This window comes from Ruminococcus difficilis, assembly GCF_016680995.1.
Genome location: NZ_JAEQMG010000087.1, coordinates 1 through 19,436 on the forward strand (window position 1 = coordinate 1; position 19,436 = coordinate 19,436).

Here is a 19,436-nt window from a genome sequence, read left to right on the forward strand (position 1 = left end):
TAATATAAATGAGATTGCCAAAGCACATCGGATAAAGGTTGAAGATCTGGAATGGTACGGCGCATTCCATAACACGACGCATCATCCGCATATTCATTTGATAATTTTCTCGAAAGGGCAAGAGGGATTCCTCTCCGAGAAAGGTATCAAAGAGCTGTGCCGTTCTCTCGGACAGGACATCTTTCGTGACGAGCAATACAAGCTGGCAACGATAGAGACCGGCTATCGGAATCAATTGAAAGAACAGCTTGCTGATTTGTTACAGCAGCTTCAGACACGACAATCTGTCCCTAACGCCGATTATTATCTTTTTCTATTGAGAAAAATTCGTGATGAAGTTCAGCAGCAGAAAGGGAAAAAGCTCTACGGTTATTTGCCGAGAAAGGCGAAAAAGCTAGTGGATTTTGCTCTGCATGAGATCGCCAAAGACAGTGATTTATCTGAAATATATTCCAAATGGAACGAGGTCAACCGCGAAAAGTTGAGTCTCTACTACGATACGAAGGACAAGCCGGACGTGCCTATTGAGAAGAATTCCGAGTTGCGGTCACTGAAAAATATGCTTATCAGGACAGTGTTGAGTATGAATTTCAATGCACAGATAGCTGTTAATACTGCTCGTATTGGTTATCTTTTCTCTATGTTAGCAAAACAAATCGTCAGTAGCGCAGGCAAAAGGTTAGATGAGCTCAACAGGATGATGCCCTTGCCTGACAGCAAAGAGCGAGATAAAATCCGCGAGAAAAAGCTGGCACACGGTCTGAAAGAAGGAGCAGACAGCAGTGGCGTCAATGAAGAAGTCTACGATAGCCAAGCAGCGGAAGGTATCCTGCCGATGCTTGACTACCTGATTTTGCTCGGCAATCAGGATAGTTCCCAAGATGCGCAAGAAGAACCTGTATCATCTGAAAATGAATATGATTTCGACAACGCCTATGCGGAATATCTGAACGACACTGATGACGGTCTTTATGAGGATGATACAGATGACGAGGATGAGTATTACGGCATGTCCATGTGAACAACGAGATTAGAGCCCTGTTTCGCCGTGTATCGCCCTGTCTGCGATTTGTTGAGGAAAGTAGGGAAAGTTACCCGACCGGATTGTTTGAGCGGTGTTGGGCGTTTGTGGCGATTTGTGAAAGACAGTCCGATTTGACAGGTCGGCAGCAGTCATATCCATATTTGCCTGTAACAGATACCTTTTTACTATACACGTAGTGTATAGTAAAAACAGAGTAACGGGTCTGTTCAAAATTTGCGACGCTATAACAAAGAATACGAAAAAAGTTCTGGACTTTTCCGTTTTCTGTGGTATCCTGTTGTGCTTGAAGGAGATTCACACATGGATACGATCAGAGAATTGTTTTACGGCAACATACACCCGTTTGAGCGTGACATTCCCAAAGGTAGCGAAGGAGACAGGTTGAATCAACTGATAATCAGGCATGACGCTGCGCTCAAAGCAATGCTGAACGAGCAGGAAGCGGAAATTCCGGAAAAGCTCAAGGACGCTTTGACGGAGCAGAGTAGTTTAAGCGAGTGCGAAGGGTTTGTAAACGGATTTCGTTTAGGTTTCAGGCTATTAAGCGACGACCAATAGACCTGAAAGGGTAGAAAAAGCCCAACAACTACAAATTGTGGATTTTCTAAATTATCTAACCCTGTTTCGCCCTGATTGTTTGTGCAGTGTTGAGCCTTTGTCGCGGTTTGTGAGCAACAACCAGCATATCTGTTCAAAATTCGCGACGCAAAAAAGCGTTTTTTCCTCTGCTGAAAAAGCTGACAATGCGGAAGGCTTTGCTTTGAAGCAGTGATTGCTGACGAATTTTACCAAAAACAGGTCGTATTTTACCACATTCTACGATTCTTCGAATAATATGATATAATAACCCAATTATATCTTTTTTCTTAACGTTCTTTATGATATAATCAAAATAACAATCAGGAAAGGACGCGGCGTATGCGTATTTTGTTAGTAGACGACGAAAAAGCGTTTTTGGTTTCTATGAAAAAAGAAATTCTCCGGCTGTGTGCCGAAAAGGATTATGACGTCAACGTCAGCATGACCGACGACCCTTATTCGCTGTTGGAGGACGAGCAGTACAGGTGCAATGATGTGATCTTGCTGGATATTGAAATGCCTGACATTTCGGGAATTGACCTCGCCGCCGAAATCAATTTGCACAAGGGCAAAGCCGAGCGTCCGTATATCATTTTTGTGACGAACCGCGACAGCTTGGTGTTTGAGGCGTTGAAGGAGCAGCCGTATTCCTTTATCCGTAAATCGCACGCGGAGGACCTATCCGCCTGCCTGTCCCGCATATATGACAAAATCGCGGGGGAGGATTCAATGTTTATCAAATCCGGCACGGGCGTTTTCAGGGTGGAGCTGAAGGATATCGTCTACATGATAAAGGAAAAGAACTATGTCATCATCTATACCGAAACCGATGAATACCGCGAGCGGACAACGATTGACGAAGAGGCGCAGCAGCTTTTGGCAAAGGGCTTTCTGCGTCCGCATATCGGCTATCTGGTCAACATGAAATACATCGACACGCTTTTTCCGCAGACCATTCAGCTTATCAGCGGCGTTCAAATTCCCGTCAGCAAGAAATACCGCAGGGAAGTAAAACAGAGATTTTATGATTGGATGGTGAGGACGCAATGAACGTGGCGTTAGCGGTTGAGATTTGTGTGGATTTCTTTCAGAGCTTTGTGGATATTGCGTTTTTGTATTTGTTTTTTGAAAAGTCCGGCAACAAGCTGAAAAACGCGCTGGGCTTTTGGAGCACCGTAGCCTTGTCGACGGCTATTGAAATTTTCAACACCTTCAACGATATGGCGGAAGGGCATGCGGATTTTCATTTGGGACTCTTGTTGGCGGCGTATTTGATAAGGATGCTGTATGTCTTGTTTTTCCTAAAGGGCAAGCTGTACCTCAAGCTGCTGATGGTGCTGGCGACGGCTGCGCTTTATATGTTAGTGGATACCGCGTTAGCGACGCTCGCGTTCAGTAACCCCGACCTTGCGGATTTCATTCAGTTTTCTTCCTTTAACAGATACAATCTAATGATTGTGGAAAACGTTGTCTACACGGGAGTGCTTGCCGTCATTTTGCTGACCGGCAAACAGAAAATCCGGCTGCGCAAGGTGTTCGATAAAATCACGGCGATCGTCATAACGGCACTGGTGTGTCTGTCGCTCTTTGCCGCGGAGCTGTTGTTTGTGTCACTCAGCTTTAATGGCAGCGATTCCGTGATACTTTACACCGTGATAATCATCCTTTCGCTGGTGGTGCTGTCCGTTTTGTTTTGGGTGCTGCTTTTCAAGATCAGCAAGGCAAACGAAGTGCACACCGAGCTGCTGCTGGGCAAGCAGCGCGAGGAGCTGTACAAAACATCCGTTGCCGCCGCTAATGCGCAAATTGAAGCAATCGCCGAAATGAAGCACGACATGAAAAACAGCGTGATGTCCGTCGGCAGCCTGATCGCCGGGGGAGAGTATGAAAAGGCGCGGGCGCTGTGCGATTCCGTTAATGAGAAACTGACGGCGGCGTTCACACCCGCCCACACCGCCAACCCCGTGCTCAATGCTATTCTCAATGTAGAAACCGAAAAGGCGGCGACGCGTGCGATTGATTTTTCCGTTGACATACAAGACGACTTGTCGTTTGTTTCCGATTCGGACCTCATATCTATCATCGGCAACCTTTGCGACAACGCGATCGAGTATTTGTCGGCGATCCCCGAAAGCCAACGGCGGATGCGGCTGGAAATAAAGGTGCATCGCGGCTATTATTGCATAACTTGCAAAAATACGATTCTGGAATCTGTGCTGGAAACCAATCCCGATTTGAACAGCACCAAAGACGACGCGGCCTTCCACGGCAAGGGAATCAAGCTGCTAAAGCAAACAGCGGAGAAATATCAGGGCGAATTCGTATGCAGCGAAGAAAACGATCAGTTCATCATTTCCGCGATTATTCGAAATTCGAATTAAAAATGCCGTTTTATCCCAAAAATAAGTTTAGTTTTACCAACCCAACCAAATCCTCGCGATAATTTGCTAAAATTATCATGAGGATTGTTGTTTTTTCAGGAAACACAGACAAATGAAAATGGAGGTAAGAACATGAAACAACGGATAAAACATTTTTCAAAATCCACCATGTCGGTCATTCTCGCCGTCTGCATGCTCGTGTCATGCCTGACGGTAGGATTGATCGCCACCGACGCGGCGCAGGTGACAAGTGAAAACCGCGTCGGCGCAAGCGTGGGTTGGACGGCGGCAGACTGCTATATGCATTATTCTGCTGATGGCGGTACCAATTGGGTTAATGCGGCAATGGATTCCGAAGAGAAAATCACGCTAACGTTGTATAGCGAGACTACCATAAGATACTTTTTGGTTGCAGAGAGAACATGGTATCGTTATAACGGGTATTATACCGAAAAACCGAGCGGTACTTCAACATCAAGTGACAATTTTTATGCCAGAATAAGTGGAACATGGAACAACAATACAACATCAGACAGTGATTATATTGAAACTACTCTGCCGTCAGGTGTATATACTATTACTTATGAAACCCGCTATCAATACGGTAATACAAGTAACGTTACTTTACAATATCACTTCTATAGATCAGGCGACGCTGAGACGCAGTATGCCGTAACTATTTCTGCCGGAACAGGAGGTTTTGTTTCTCCAAATTCTAAGCAGGTGGGAGCAACAACTCAGACCCTTCCGACCGCTGTACCTGACTATGGCTATAAATTCAGCGGATGGACGACGGAAGATACATCCACTATAACACTGGGAAATGCTTCCAGTGCAAATGCAGCTACAATTTCCGCGTCGGGTGCAGGTACCGTTACGGCAAACTTTGCGCCTGACGATGGGAAATCGCTCTATATTGCAGGTCGCTTTCACGTGAAAGCGACAGATGGCGCAAATACGTATTTCAATACATGGGATGGCAGCACTAGTGACAACTGGGATGACGATTCCGAGGTAATACAACTTTTGCCTACAGGAAATGATTTTGAGTACAGCGTCAATACTCACTGCAGCTTTACGGAATTATCGCAAACAATCGGCGATGGCTCGAATACATACGATCCTTATTTCTTTATTTATGATAAGGATATCACCAAAAGGTTTTTTGCGCCATCGTCAAGCACGCACCTAAACGCTAGCACGACCTATGTTGATTTGGTTGAAGAAGGAACTACGGGCGCTGCAAATAATAATATGCGGTTTAATTATACGAGCGACGACGGACCGGTGATTATTTTCTATAACACAATCACAAAGCGGCTTCGTTATGAATTGGAGGGCGAAAACTACTTCGTCACCTCCGCCGGCGCGAACGACAGCACTGCGGGTTTTACGTCAAACATTTGGGCGGCAAAGGATTCTGCGGGAAAAATGACCGACAACGGTAACGGCACCTACAGCATTACCTTCTCCGAAAAGGAAATGGGCTGGTATCGCTTCAAAATCAACGGCTATGACGGAGCAGCCTCGCTGGGAACATGGGGCGGTGCCAATGTCACCTATGCGTCAGATGAAGGCACAGCCGCGTGTATCACTGATAAATCGACCGAAAACAGCGGTAACGCAAAGTTTTATCTGACAAAGACCTCTGACGTTACTGTCACTATTAACACAAGTACGCATGAGATAACTGTAAGCGCGGCGGCAACGCCGGGCACTGTTACCTATCAGTACTACATCGTCGGCATGGCGTCTGACGGCACGTCGGGTATGTTTGACAATGTTTGGGCGGACGACTGGAAGGTGTTCAGCGCTGAGGATAAGATGACGACGTCCGACGGCGGTACCACCTACACGCTGGAGAAAAACGATTTCGGCGGCAGCTACGGCACCTATATCTATGAAGCCGTACGCGTCGGCTCTGACGGCTCAAAGGAGTACTATCCCGGCAATTCCGTCACGCAGACCGTTGACGTAACACAAAAGGCGAAAAAGGTCGTTTATACTCTGACCTTCAGCGGCGGTGATTTTTTAAGCTTGACGGCAGATGTTACCAATAAAAGCAACAGCAGCGACGAAACGTATGATACGATATTTGTTAAAGGCAATAAGGATGACAATTATCATCTGTTGTATAGCAGCAGCGGAAGTCAGGCGGCCGGATACTCACATACAAGTATTCAGGCTTACAAAATAACAAATTCAAGCAGCCAAAATGTCTATTATTTTAAAATACCTGTTTCTTCCTATGTCAGCACAAGCAGTCACGCGTTTTTAGTGACAAAAAACGGAACAAACTACTATAATTGCGCCTCAGGCAACAGCAGCACTTTGAATATTTCAGCAACCAGAGTTGAAAGAGCGAAAACATATCTTACAGTTGAGACAAATAATTTTAATGGTGATGTCAATAGCAGCTATAAAGATAACAGATATCATTACGCAAAAGCAAAATTTAATGATAGCAGCTATACATCTCAATTTAATTACATTGTATTAGCTTACAATTCAAGTACAAAAACCTATACTTTTGACGTTTACGGCGACGCCTCCGGCGGCGGTACCGACCCCTCTTTTGTGAACTTTGTAGACCTTTACGCCAAAAACGGCAATCTGCGTGACAGTTCCTACAACCGCTTTACCAATCTTGCCAACACCGACGTTATGTCTGTCACTACGCCCGACGGTATTGTTTACACCAAGGACAGCCACGCAAACTGGGGCACCGCGACGAGCGGCGGCACTTGGGAAACCGACAAGAGCGGCTATGACAGCAATTACGACAAGATCACAAACATTCCCGTAGGCTCCAAGGTGGTGCTGAGAACTACGCTGTCCAATAACAATCAAAAGTTTGACGACAGATATTTCAGCGCTTCCCATTATCTGAAAGCCTATAGCTTTAACGGCTATACCTATCAGCTCCATACGCCCGCAGAGGCGGTAACCTCGGGCAACGCGCAGTACTATGAGGAAACATGGACGGCAGAGGCAATCAACGCCGCAAACATGAAGAGTGGCAAAACCGTTGAGATCACCCCGATTTACTATCTGAAGGACAACACCTACACCAAAACCTTCTTCATCGACGGTTACGAGGGTCTGCTTCAGGAGAAGTGGGGCACACTGCTCTGCGTTTATCCCTACTACAAGGGCAGCAGCAACAAAAGTAACGCCTTCGGCGGCTATCCCGGTCAGCCTATGCTCTACTGGGGCGGCAAGTTCCAGATGGAAATCCCGCTCACCGTAGACGGCACCGCAACCGGCAAGGAGATCAAGGGTCTGACCATGCACAACGCCTATTGGGATCTCCTTCACCGCAAGCTCGACGGAAAGTGTGACGACGGTCATTGCCAGACCTACGATTACGACGACTTCTACAAAATATACAAGGAGAAGAACGCCGACACCATTTTCTTCCGCTATAAGTATTATCCGAAAAAGGATTATTCTTACAACGGAGCAACAATCAGCGCGGGTCACGATAACTACGGCGACGGCTATAGTTATGATAACCACAGCTTTCAGAATGACAGCTTAAATACTGCGGCAAAGTGTGTTTCCGCCGGCAATGGCGTAGAAATAGTCACAGACTACTACGGCAGACAGATCGACGTATTCGGCACACGCCTTACAAGTGCTCAGCAGTCAGGCTACGACGGAGGCACAACACCGCAAACCAAGGAGCTTCTCCTTGTTTCTACCGGTTACAAAAATACCTATGTAGGTCACTACGCAACCGAGTGGGCGGTTTATGCCCCGGCGTCAGGCTATACGAAAAATAATGACGCGGCACATAAGTTTATCGGATACATTTCGTCATCCATGCTTTATCTTAACAATATCGGCAGAGTAAGCCAGTATTCGGGCGGCACAAACACGGGCGACGGACAAATGAGCTCTTCAAAGTATAAGAATACCTATAACTACCTTAAAGAGCATTATGAGGGTGTTCCGGCGCTGATTTCCTATGAGAAGGAAATCCACAACTATTCGCTTGACCAGGCAGACCGCTCCGACGGCAAGTGGTATTACTCCACCTCAAGCGACAGGCTGACCGCGAATATTAAGATTCAGACCACAAGCGCAACGACGGACGTCACGCTGCTTGGCGACCACAACTGGACTGACAGCGCCTTTACCGCGGCGGGAGCCGGCAACGAAACGAATGTTGACGCTAACGGCAACTCGGCTTACTTCACCAATACTACGCCCGAATATCTCTACGGAAAAACAACCTCGGGCAGCATTCTTGCCGACCCGTCCGGCCAGTTTACATTCCAAGCCTATTCAGGCAACGGCTGGACATTTGTCGGCTGGGTGCGTTACAGCGACGGCAAGTACTACGAAATTGCCGATAAGGATGGTCTCGGCAGCTCCAACATCTCCGCGAACGACACCTATATCGCGCGCTTTATGCCTGCCGCCAAAGGGTCGCTGGTGATTTCTCACAACATCGTTAAGGACAGCACCCACAAGGGCGACGGTACCAAATACCTTAAGGTCGAGGTGATGAACGGAGACAGTGTTGTTAAGACATATGAAAAGACTGACGGATCCGATATCGACGTTTCCGCTTATATCGACTCAACAAAATACAGCTCATATAAACTTAGGATCACGCTGGTCACCGAACCCGACGAGGATTGCGCGGTCGCGGACCGTTCAGTCGCGCTGGGAGCTGATTCAAAGTATGACAGGTACAGGACAGATACTTCGAATAACAGTATTGCTCCGGCTTCCCCGCTGGATGCGGGCGTTACTTACAACAGCGTTATTTTGGTCAATATAAGTGATGTTTATGACAATACCAACGGTGTGACCGCGCTTAGATACACGACAGAGCTGACCAAAACAGAATTGAACTACGCTTATCGAATCGTTTATACCTACAAAAGCCGATTCTGGGGAAATCAAACTTATACGGTTGAGGGCTTTGTTGACGAGATGGAATCTGCAAAGTATTTCTCGGGCGTTAAAAGCACTGCGACGCTTAACAAGAGTTTTATCGTATCAAGCACTCCTTACGAAAAGAACTTCCGTCAGAAAATTGATTGGAACTACGACAGCATGACGAACAATGCCGCCGGCTCGCCGCAGGCGTTAGTTACGATTAACGGCACCGCAAAAGAAAATGTTTATTTCATGCAGGCTGCGGTCGGCTCGACAAATACGGTTGACGACACCGTAAGGGCTGAGTTCTTCCTGCCTTATAAGTACAACGAGGAAACAAAGTCCGAAACCGGACTCGACCTTTACAATGCGGAAGGAACTAAGCTTGAAGGTACTGAAATCGCCTTTGACGACCGGCACTACGAGTCAAGCACAGTTAAATCTCAGGCAGGACATCTGTTCAACTATGACAGCTCGATCCCGAATATTCCAACATCCGGACAGACGACTGATGATTTCCCGAAGCTTGTCAAAGCGGCTCCTTATGTTCTTAAAAAGGGAGTCTGGAACACTGAAGATTCCAAATGGATATTCACAAACCTTTCAGGTGATGACTTTCACTATGCGGATACGTATACCACTAAGGAATATGACGGAAATATGTCATTTGAGATCGGCGGTACGTATTACTACGCAACGGAAACCGCTCCGGAGGATATTCCGCCAGGCGCGTCAACACAACAGCTTACCGCTTTAAATACAGAAAGCTGGTTTGACGACAACGGAACCTCCGCAACATATACTTTCGCCAAAAAAGACGGCGACAATGTTTATTACTTCTACTTTGAGGAAAATGAGTGCCTGGGTTACAAGGTTTCTTCCAAGGGCAATGTTATCGACGGCATTATTCAGAACAGCAATGCTGAAATGACGACAGAACCGAGCGATGCTTCCTATACCTTCTACAAGAAATTCTACTTTACCCGCTGGGACATCTTCACTGCCGACGGAAAAACCTTTGTTGCTTCAAGTTTTGCGAACAGCCGCGCGTTTAATTACAGCGGTTATGAGGATTACATCATCATTCCCGTCTACAACGATAAAGAGAGCAACAGCGGACGCTCAACGACGATCACCTTTATGGGAGATACCCGTAATCAGTGGAATATGGGCGGCTTGGGTCATTATAAATCAGGTGCTGTTGCCTCGCAGGGCGAAGAAAGCACAAACCTGAGTGATTGCGATACGCAGGGCGATAAGATACTCATTGACTTCGGTCTTGCGTTTAATAATGCCGGAACAAAGCTGACGCCCGACGACAGGGCAGGATTTATCATCGAAAGACTCGATAAGCTTGACACCACAGAAGGAATACCGGTAACCGGATTAAAGGATTCAAACGCGATCACCAGCCTTTCGTATTATGAAAAGAAATACGCAGCGGGAAGCGGCAATGCTTATGCGTATGACAGCGATGCTGTTTTGTCCTCGGCAAATGGTTTTGCGGCGGACAGCAGCAATAAAACCAAACCCACATGCAGCGGAGCGGCGATATTCCGCGCTGCAACAATTGCCAAGCTTGACAACTTCGACAGAATGCAGTACACCAACACCTTTACAAACTTAAAGGACAGCGGTCAAACAGAACAGGCGCTGTATGTTTACAGAGCGACGTCCTATCTGAAGGTCAACAATCAGGATACGGTGATCTCTGAGCCGATTTACTTTACTATTTATGATATTGCGTCTCGTTAAAGGAGGAATGCACAATTGAAAAAATATGATTCTCCTGAATTTGAATTGGTAAAGATTCAGCTCTTAAATCAGTTATGCGGCAGCGACCCGACCGATCCCGTTGAAGACAACGGCGAAGAACACAACTTTGACGATGGCTGGAATTGACGGAACAATCACAGGGACAGGCAGTGTTTGCGCTGCCTGTGCAAAAGGAGACAGGAATGTTATGAAAAAAATCATCAAATGTATTTCGTTAATGATCATTTCATCTTTGCTTTTAGTTACTTCCGTTGCCGGATTCAACGCTGTGACATTATATACCGACGGCGACTATACTTTTGCGGATGCCGACGCGGAAAGTGTTGCGTTGTATGGGTATAACGGAAGTTCCTCCGCCTTGGTAGTTCCGGCAAGCTGCAACGGCAGATATGTTTCATCTGTTTATAACTACGCTTTTGAAGATAACACAAGCATTACCGCCATTGATTTTTCACAGGCGTCAAGGTTTTTTGACTCAATAGGGATGAAGTCCTTCGTCAACTGCACAGGACTTTCCGGTACGCTTTCGCTGCCGGCAAGCATTACGTCCCTCGGACACGGCGCCTTTCAGGGATGCACAAATATAACGGAGCTGCAAATGAATGCCTGCGTTGCGCAGATTCCGTCACAGTGCTTCAATAAGTGCGCCAGTTTAAGAACTGTTATAACTTCGCCTTTTGTGGAATCGATTGACAACCTCGCGTTCGCGAATTGTCCGTATTTGCAGGACATCTATTTGTCAACTGCCGTCACTTACATCAGCGACACCGCTTTTTTAAATTCCAACAGAGTACGGTTTCAGGTTTTTTATGACAGCTATGCCCGTGTATACGCGCAGGAGCACGGTTTTTCGTATGTGCTTCGTGACGGCGTTAAGCTGAGTGATGTGAACGGCGACAATAACGTCAATATCAATGATGTGACGATGATACAGCGGCACCTTGCCGAGCTGGAAAGCGTTGAGGGAATCTACCTTTACGCAGCGGACGTTAACCGCGACGGCACCGTTGATGTTGCCGATGGGACCGCTTTGCAGATGTATCTTGCCGGATACGATATGCCTGACCCGATCGGAGAGATACTGACGCAATAATACTTTTGTCAAAAAGGGCTTATGTTTTCCCCTTTTTACCTCTATTTCACCCCCGGAGTTTTTACTGCTCCGGGGGAACTTAAAAATTATAAAATTTTAGATAGGAGGAGATATTTAATGAAGAAGAAATTTTTATCGCTTGTTCTCTCACTTACGGTCGCGCTGACGGCTGCCTGTTCGCTTCACGCTTCTTTCAGCGCCGCGCAAGCTAATGATGCCGTCGGGCAGACGCAATTCGCGCAGAATACCATTCGCGGCGCGGCGGTGCTGCACTGCTTCAACTGGTCGTATAACGAAATCAAGAATAATCTGCCCGATATTGCTGCGGCAGGGTACACGGCGGTGCAAACCTCTCCTGTCCAAAAACCGAAAAGCTATAAATCGAGCTATACAAGCACAAGCGGTCAGTGGTGGAAGCTCTACCAGCCGTTGACGTTGAGTGTAGCCGACGGCGGAACGTGGCTCGGGACAAAATCCGAACTGAAAGCGTTGTGCTCGGAGGCGGACAAATATAACATTAAGGTGATCGTGGATATTGTCGCAAACCACATGGCAAACAACACCTCCGGCGGCGGTTATTCCCACCTGAGCGAAAACGTGGAAAGCAATCTGAAAAACTCCGCGTATTATCACAGCGAAACCTACGGAGTCAACGATAACAGCCGCTATGAGATGACCCACGGCCATCTAGGCATGCCCGATTTGAACACCGCCAACAGCTATGTGCAAAAGCGTGTGCTGGGGTTGTTGAAGGAATGTGTGGACTGCGGCGTTGACGGCTTCCGCTTTGACGCGGCAAAGCATATCGAGCTTCCCAGCGATGATTCAAGCACCAAGAGTGAGTTTTGGCCGTACGTGATCAACGGTATCAAGAGCTACAAAAGCGACGTGTTCTGCTACGGAGAAATTCTCAACACCGCCGCGACGAGTATGTCAAACTACACCAAGTATATTGATGTAACCGACAATAAAACAGGAAACAGCGCGCTTTCCGCCGCGAAAAACAGCAATGCGTCTTCACTGGCGGCAAGCAATTATCAAATGGGCGCAGGGGCTTCTTATTCTGTACTGTGGGCGGAATCGCATGATACCTATATGCACGACGAAACCTCGGGCGTTTCCAATTCCGTCATAGCAAAGGCGTGGGCGATTACGGGCGCGAGGGCTAAATCAACCTCTCTGTATTTCGCGCGCCCGAACAGCACGATGGGACTTGCAAGCTCTGATACAAGCTGGAAAAGCACAGCCGTGAGGGAGATCAACAAATTTAAGAACTACTTTATGGGACAGAGCGAATATCTTGCTTCAAGCGGTAAGACGGCATATATTGAACGCGGCACCACGGGCGTGTGCATCGCGAAGCTCGATGGCTCGGGCGACGTCAGCCTGACAGCCAACAAAATGGAGTCCGGCACATATAAGGATCAAATCTCGGGCAACACCTTTACCGTGTCGGGCGGAAAAATCAAGGGAACTGTCGGCTCCAAGGGCGTCGCTGTTGTCTATAACGCGCCTTCCGAACCGACGACGGTCCCCGCAACCGCAGCCCCGACAACAATCGCTCCCACAACCACTGTTCCCGCCACCACCGCTGCGCCGACCACGGTTGAGCCCGCTGCCGAGGAAACGCAGCCGACGACCGTTCCCGCAACGCAGGTGACGGTAGGCGATACCGATGAGGACGGAGAAATAACGATTAAAGATGTAACAACGATCCAACGTTATATTGCCGAATTGGAGATCATGCCCCGCGTCGGCAAAACAGGAGATACAAACGGAGACGGAGAACTGGATATCGCCGACGCGACCTTGCTTCAAATGTTTCTTGCCGAGTATGACATTGAGAGCCGCATAGGACAGATCCTCACAATCGAAGCTCCTGCGTCGGAGCCGGCAACCAAACCGCAGGATTACACGGTGTATTTTACAAATTCACGCAGTTGGAGCGGTACGATCTACTGTTACTATTGGTCGGATGAAAACTCCCATATGCTTACATGGCCGGGAGAAAAAATGACCTACGACAGAACCAACAGCAGCAATCAGAAAATCTATACCTTCACCGTTCCTGCCAATATTGATTATCTGATGTTTAACAACAATGATAAGCAAACTGTGAAAATCCCCTTCGACGGCACCGTGCTGCGGTTCTACGCCAAAAGCAGTACCGATTCGAGCGGAAAATATGAATACGGAACATGGTGACATCAGGTGTTTGCGTAATGTTGTGAGGAGCGCGCGCATATGAAAAATTCGTTTAAAGCTTTTTCTGCTTTTCTCATAGCTGTTTTCTCATCCTACGACCAATACCAGGCATCGAAACGGTTCTATTACAACGGCGACTCCGAAGCGGAGCTGAACGCGGCAGCATCGGCACTGAAATCGATTACCGACCACATCAACGGAAAGACAACCTAGGCAATTTTTCATTTATGGAGTTTTTTATATAACGGCGGGCACACCCTTGCGGTGTGTCTGCTGTTTTCTGTATGGACAAATATCCGTCTGTTTAGCCGCGTGTCGCCCCTGTGTTGAAGATAGACGGGTGTGCACCCGAACAGATCGTTCTCGGAACACGCAAAAAAGTTCTGGATATTTCCCAAAGGTATCGAGGGCGGCAAGCTAAACAAACTGATAATCAGGCATGACGCCGCTCTCAAAGCAACTTTGAATGAGCAGAGTAGTTTAAGCGAATGTGAGGGATTTGTAAATGGATTCCGTTTGAGCGTCAGGCTGATAGCGGAACTGTTTTGTAGCGAATAATAAAACTTGTCCGGCGGTGCTAAATGTGCTGCCGGGCAAATTTTCGCAAAAAAATATTGGCTTTTTGTCTTGACTACTACGATAATATCGTATAAAATAATTACAAGGACTACGAAAATATCGTATGAGGAAGTGAAGCTTTGACAAGAGAATTTGACTTCGGAACAGAAAAAGCAATTGCAAATGCTGATCGACGCCATAAAAGAGGAGTGATGATGGTGGCTGAGTATACTTTCAAAACCAATTTATCAATGGAAGAAATCAAGGATAATTTTAAGAATATAGACTTTTTTGAGGGTGTAAAGAGCGGTTTGGAGGAAGCCTTGGCGTTTGAAAAAGGGCAGGCTGCCGCGGATACGTTCGCACGCAAAAGCTCGCTCCCACAAATAAATGTATCTGAGCTTCGGCATTCGCTGTCCTTGACGCAAAAAGCATTCGCCGCACTGCTCGGCGTTTCAACCAGAACCGTAGAGGCATGGGAAGGTGGAAAATCTACACCCACGCCCACCGCGAAGAAACTGTTGTTTCTTATTCAACAAGAACCGTCGCTTGTTCAAATGCTTCAAAACGCATAAGTTTATATAAATGACCTTTAAAAAAATAAGGTATGGATTTATCGTTAATCGGATTGTCAAAATCTGCGACGCTAAATCAAAGAAAGGCGATTTTCCGCTGTGCTGAAAATGCTGACAGCGAGTTGTGAGCATTTACAATTAAAATGGCAATGCCGCGCTTGACATTAACTGTTGAGCGCGGCGTTTTAACTTTAGCACAATGAGATTTAGATTTACTATGAGGGTTAAACTAAATTGGTTTTCGATGGGTGAGACCTCTTTGAAATTTGAGTTGAACTAACTCGAAAAAGTATCAGTCAGACGTTTTCGAACATCGAAAAACCGCTTTCTCAACCTAATATTTTCAAAACTGAAAATCCGGTTAAGATTTTATGATGAAATAACTGTCGGAAAAACTCAATTGAATTAACATATAAAAAGAGAATGTTGTACTTAACGGGAATGGTTGAGTACAGCATTTTCATTTATGACGGTAGCACTTATATTATCTTTCGAGCTGATTAAGAATTATTATGGGATCAGTTATCATTTATCTCCTCAGTGATTATCGATTAAGCAGAACAAGCGTGAACAGACAAAAGAGAGAAACTCAAAAAAGCATCAGTCACCTTTTTCTCTGCTGTTGGAAAAGTGCTGGTCTATTGATGCTGTTCCTAGATTTTTTGCAAGTTCTGACCTGGATTTTGCATAAATTGATTTACGAGCTTACAAAAATCATAACACGAAAAAAGGCTTGAAACCGACGTTTCAAGCCTGAGAAATCCAGTAATAATGCGAAAAATTAAGTCGCGGTTCCCGTTTGGAGACCGCTGCTCTACCAACTGAGCTATACCCCTAAATATTTAATCGCTGCAAATGAACGCACGTCACTTGCAAGGAGTATGATAACACAGACACGCGGTTTTGTCAAGCGTTTTTCAACACAAAAACGCCGATTTGAGTAAGAACTTGTATTGCCGCGTGTGATACGCACGTCATGCGCATTTCATTCAATCAAAAATCTCGTGTGACAGAACCGGTTCTCGCACGTCATTGTCGTGGATTTTGACCGCTGCCCGACCACATTTTCTTAGTAGAAACCCACACGTCATTTTTTCGGCGGTTGCGATACGACTGGGAAATACGGAAATAGCAGGGAAACACTCTTGACACTTTTTCTCAGATACGTTATAATAAAGATGGACAGAGGAATAAAAAATCATCCCTATAGCTTGACAAACGCCAAGTTATAGGGATTTTTCATTGAAGCAATATAGTTGGTAATACACAAAAAGTCAAGAGAAATCTTGTCAGGGTATTTGCTGGATATTGACCACTGCCTGTGGTATTGTTGTGGTTACCAAAACGAAGGAGTGATAGCATGAAACGAGAATTATTAGACAACGGCAACATATGGCAGAAAAGCGATGGACGTTGGATAGGTCTGGTACGTTACAAGGATGAGTTCGGTGTGACGCAACGAAAGAGTTTTTCCAGCAAAAAGAAGAAAACGCTGCAAGCAAAGATGACGGACTATGTCAAAAACTTCAACGAGCAGGTCGCCAACTCTGATGAATCAAAAAAGCCTTTGAAAGAGAGTATGAAAAACTGGCTGAGGGTGTATAAGTTCCCGGAGGTGGAGCGCACGACCTATGATCGATATGAATGCACTGCTGAACACCAAATCTATCCTTACATCGGCAACAAGCCTGTCGGAGATGTTACTCCTGCCGATATTAAGAAACTACTCACTAAGCACATGAACGCAGGCTACGCTTTCACGACGAGCAAGAAAGCGTACTCACTGCTCAAGATGTTCTTCAAGCAGCTATATCAGGAAGGCGCGATACCGAACAATCCGATGGCACTGATTGATATGACGAAAAAGGACAACTACCTTGCCGCGCAGAACAAGGAGAGCAAGCCGCAGTGTGATATGGTGGTAGTGTTCACGGACGAGGAGCTGGAGCAAATCAAAGCGGAAGCCTTCAAACGCTTCGCAAACGGCAAGCCGTTCTGAACGACTACGCTCTGAACTATTTGAACGATATATCCGAGCAGCTAGTCGCTGAGCATAACGGAGTTCTTGACTTGGAAAAGGCTCGGGATTTCGTTGATATAGACTATTCAGGAGAGGTAGATGGCTAAGATTATTGTCTCGTGCCGCTTCCCAAAGAGCGCAAAGGATATAGCTGATCTAATAAGATATATGGCTACCCGAGAGGGAGTTGAGAAGTTGCCTAACACCAAGAAGTATAAAATTGCAACCCAAAGTCAGCACGACCTCATCCTTTCTGCAGTGAAACATTTTCCTCAAAGCAAGAAGTTCCTGGAGTACGAGGACTTTTATGCCATGCCTACACGGGAGAACGCCGACGAGTTTCTGGATGCCGTCGCTGAAAGATATGCCGACCGCGTGGATGAATTGAAGGGCTTGGTCAGCTATATCTCCAATCGCCCGGGCGTTGAAAAGCTCGGCTCGCACGGATTGTTTACGCAATTCGATATGCCAATTGACCTTGATACAGTCGCAGAACGGGTCGCCAATCACGACGGTGTTATCTGGACGGAGGTGGTCAGTCTTCGCCGTGAGGACGCGGAGCGTCTGCATTTCAACAACGCCGAAGCATGGAAAAACCTCGTCCGCCGGAATATGAATGAGATCGCCAAAGCACACAGAATCAAGGTGGAGGACTTGGAATGGTACGGCGCATTCCATAATACAACGCACCATCCGCATATTCATTTGATAATTTTCTCGAAAGGGCAGGAGGGATTCCTCTCCGAGAAAGGCATCAAAGAGCTGCGCCGAGCCTTCGGTCAGGACATCTTTCGCGATGAGCAATACAAGCTGGCGACGATAGAAACCGGTTATCGAAATCAGTTGAAGGAACAGTTGGCTGACCTGTTGCAGCAGCTTCAAACACGGCAATCAATTCCCAACGCCGATTATTATCTTTTTCTGTTGAGAAAAATCCGAGATGAAGTTCAGCAGCAGAAGGGGAAGAAGCTCTACGGCTATCTGCCAAGAAAGACAAAAAAGCTGGTGGATTTTGCTCTGCACGAGTTCGCAAAAGACGGTGATTTATCTGAAATATATGCAAAGTGGAACGAGGTCAACCGCGAAAAGTTAAGTCTTTACTATGATACGAAAGATAAACCGGACGTGCCCATTGAGAAGAATCCCGAGTTGAGGTCGCTGAAAAATATGCTTATCAGGACGGCGTTGAGTATGAATTTCAACGCACAGACAACTGTAAATACTGCCCGTATAGGTTTTCTTTTCTCTATGCTGGCAAAGCAAATTGTCAACAGCGCAGGCAAAAGGTTAGATGAACTCAATAAGATGATGCCCCTGACCGACAGCAAGGAGCGAGATAAAATCCGCGAGAAAAAGCTGGCTCACGGTCAGAAAGAAGGAGCAGACAGCAGCGGTATCAATGAAGAAGTCTATGACAGCCAAGCCGCAGAGGGTATTTTGTCTATGCTTGACTACCTAATTTCGCTCGGCAATAAGGATAGTTCACAAGATAAACAAGAAGAATCTATATCACCTGAAGATGAATATGACTTTGACAATGCCTATGCTGAGTATCTAAATGACACTGATTACGGCTTTGATGAGAACGATGCGGATGCAGAGGATGAGTATTACGGCATGTCCATGTGAACAGCGAGGTTAGCGCCCTGTTTCGCCGTGTATCGCCCTGTGTGCGATTTGTTGGGGCAAGACGGGTGTGTGCCCGACCGGGTTGTTCGCGCGGTGTTGAGCCTTTGTCGCGGTTTGTGAGCAACATCTCGATTTGACAGATTGATAGTGGTCATATCTATATTTGCCTGTAGCAGACACCCTTTTTACTATACACGTAGTGTATAGTAAAAACCGAGCGATAGGGCTGTTCAAAATTTGCGACGCCAAACAAAGAAAAGCAATTTCTTTCGTTACTGAAGACGCCTGTTGCAGAGTGAAATGTATTTTTCTCCCCTGTTTCACCGCGTGTCGCCCCGTGTGCGAATTGTTGAGCAAAGACGGGTGTGTACCCGTCCAGATTGTTCGCGCGGTGTTGAGCCTTTGTCGCAGTTTGTGAGTAACAGCCAGTTTTGAGAGGCATTTGAAGGTCATGTTTTCGCTCACCCAAAAAAGAGATAATAGTAAAAAACGGTACTGCGAGCAAAAAACACCCTGTTTCGCCGCGTGTCGCCCTGTGTGCGATTTGTTGGAGAAAGACGGGTGTGTACCCGACCGAAGTGTTTGCGCGGTGTCGGCGATTTTTGGACGAATCTCATTTTTGCTACGCTATAACAAAGAAAGCGCGAAAAAGTTCTGGATTTTTTCTTTTTTAGCGGTATCT

General features: G+C 46.5%; 12 protein-coding genes. All 12 read left to right on the forward strand.

Features of this window, described 5'->3' with window-relative positions; translation table 11 throughout:
- Window positions 1-1,021 (forward strand): relaxase MobL (gene mobL, locus JKK62_RS09225; RefSeq protein WP_243411807.1); only part of this gene is annotated, 1,021 nt, incomplete at its 5' end.
- A 324-nt stretch (window positions 1,022-1,345) separates the two neighbouring features.
- Window positions 1,346-1,603: a DUF6809 family protein gene (locus tag JKK62_RS09230; RefSeq protein WP_201427649.1), complete on the forward strand. Its 258-nt coding sequence runs from the start codon at window positions 1,346-1,348 to the stop codon at window positions 1,601-1,603.
- 360 nt (window positions 1,604-1,963) lie between these two features.
- Window positions 1,964-2,674, forward strand: coding sequence for a LytR/AlgR family response regulator transcription factor (locus JKK62_RS09235; RefSeq protein WP_279380622.1), 711 nt, complete (start codon window positions 1,964-1,966; stop codon window positions 2,672-2,674).
- Window positions 2,671-4,005 carry a sensor histidine kinase gene (locus tag JKK62_RS09240; RefSeq protein WP_201427651.1) on the forward strand — a complete coding sequence of 445 codons (1,335 nt, stop codon included), beginning with the start codon at window positions 2,671-2,673 and terminating at the stop codon, window positions 4,003-4,005. The genes JKK62_RS09235 and JKK62_RS09240 overlap by 4 nt, the downstream gene beginning before the upstream one ends.
- Before the next feature lie 132 nt (window positions 4,006-4,137).
- On the forward strand, window positions 4,138-10,653 hold the full coding sequence (locus JKK62_RS09245; protein ID WP_201427652.1) for an InlB B-repeat-containing protein: 6,516 nt from the start codon (window positions 4,138-4,140) through the stop codon (window positions 10,651-10,653).
- A 15-nt stretch (window positions 10,654-10,668) separates the two neighbouring features.
- Window positions 10,669-10,800 (forward strand): hypothetical protein, encoded by a 132-nt coding sequence (locus JKK62_RS17795; RefSeq protein ID WP_279380623.1) that lies wholly within the window; start codon window positions 10,669-10,671, stop codon window positions 10,798-10,800.
- A gap of 61 nt (window positions 10,801-10,861) precedes the next feature.
- Entirely contained in the window at window positions 10,862-11,767 is a 906-nt protein-coding gene (locus JKK62_RS09250) for a leucine-rich repeat protein (protein WP_201427653.1), read from the forward strand.
- Between the two features lie 117 nt (window positions 11,768-11,884).
- Window positions 11,885-13,972, forward strand: coding sequence for an alpha-amylase family glycosyl hydrolase (locus JKK62_RS09255; RefSeq protein ID WP_201427654.1), 2,088 nt, complete (start codon window positions 11,885-11,887; stop codon window positions 13,970-13,972).
- 39 nt (window positions 13,973-14,011) lie between these two features.
- Complete coding sequence (locus JKK62_RS09260; protein WP_201427655.1) at window positions 14,012-14,185, forward strand: hypothetical protein; 174 nt, start codon at window positions 14,012-14,014, stop codon at window positions 14,183-14,185.
- A gap of 485 nt (window positions 14,186-14,670) precedes the next feature.
- Window positions 14,671-15,105, forward strand: coding sequence for a helix-turn-helix domain-containing protein (locus JKK62_RS09265; protein WP_201427656.1), 435 nt, complete (start codon window positions 14,671-14,673; stop codon window positions 15,103-15,105).
- A 1,360-nt stretch (window positions 15,106-16,465) separates the two neighbouring features.
- Entirely contained in the window at window positions 16,466-17,104 is a 639-nt protein-coding gene (locus JKK62_RS09270; protein WP_201427657.1) for a tyrosine-type recombinase/integrase, read from the forward strand.
- Window positions 17,105-17,224: 120 nt separating this feature from the next.
- Window positions 17,225-18,754 (forward strand): MobP3 family relaxase, encoded by a 1,530-nt coding sequence (mobP3, locus tag JKK62_RS09275; RefSeq protein WP_201427658.1) that lies wholly within the window; start codon window positions 17,225-17,227, stop codon window positions 18,752-18,754.
- The last annotated feature ends 682 nt before the right edge of the window (window positions 18,755-19,436 follow it).

Excerpts from the sequence above, each read along its gene's own strand:
- JKK62_RS09230 (WP_201427649.1), top strand. The coding sequence starts at position 1,346 with ATGGATACGATCAGAGAATTGTTTTACGGCAACATACACCCGTTTGAG.
- JKK62_RS09235 (WP_279380622.1), top strand. The coding sequence starts at position 1,964 with ATGCGTATTTTGTTAGTAGACGACGAAAAAGCGTTTTTGGTTTCTATG.
- JKK62_RS09240 (WP_201427651.1), top strand. The coding sequence starts at position 2,671 with ATGAACGTGGCGTTAGCGGTTGAGATTTGTGTGGATTTCTTTCAGAGC.
- JKK62_RS09245 (WP_201427652.1), top strand. The coding sequence starts at position 4,138 with ATGAAACAACGGATAAAACATTTTTCAAAATCCACCATGTCGGTCATT.
- JKK62_RS09250 (WP_201427653.1), top strand. The coding sequence starts at position 10,862 with ATGAAAAAAATCATCAAATGTATTTCGTTAATGATCATTTCATCTTTG.
- JKK62_RS09255 (WP_201427654.1), top strand. The coding sequence starts at position 11,885 with ATGAAGAAGAAATTTTTATCGCTTGTTCTCTCACTTACGGTCGCGCTG.
- JKK62_RS09260 (WP_201427655.1), top strand. The coding sequence starts at position 14,012 with ATGAAAAATTCGTTTAAAGCTTTTTCTGCTTTTCTCATAGCTGTTTTC.
- JKK62_RS09270 (WP_201427657.1), top strand. The coding sequence starts at position 16,466 with ATGAAACGAGAATTATTAGACAACGGCAACATATGGCAGAAAAGCGAT.
- mobP3 (WP_201427658.1), top strand. The coding sequence starts at position 17,225 with ATGGCTAAGATTATTGTCTCGTGCCGCTTCCCAAAGAGCGCAAAGGAT.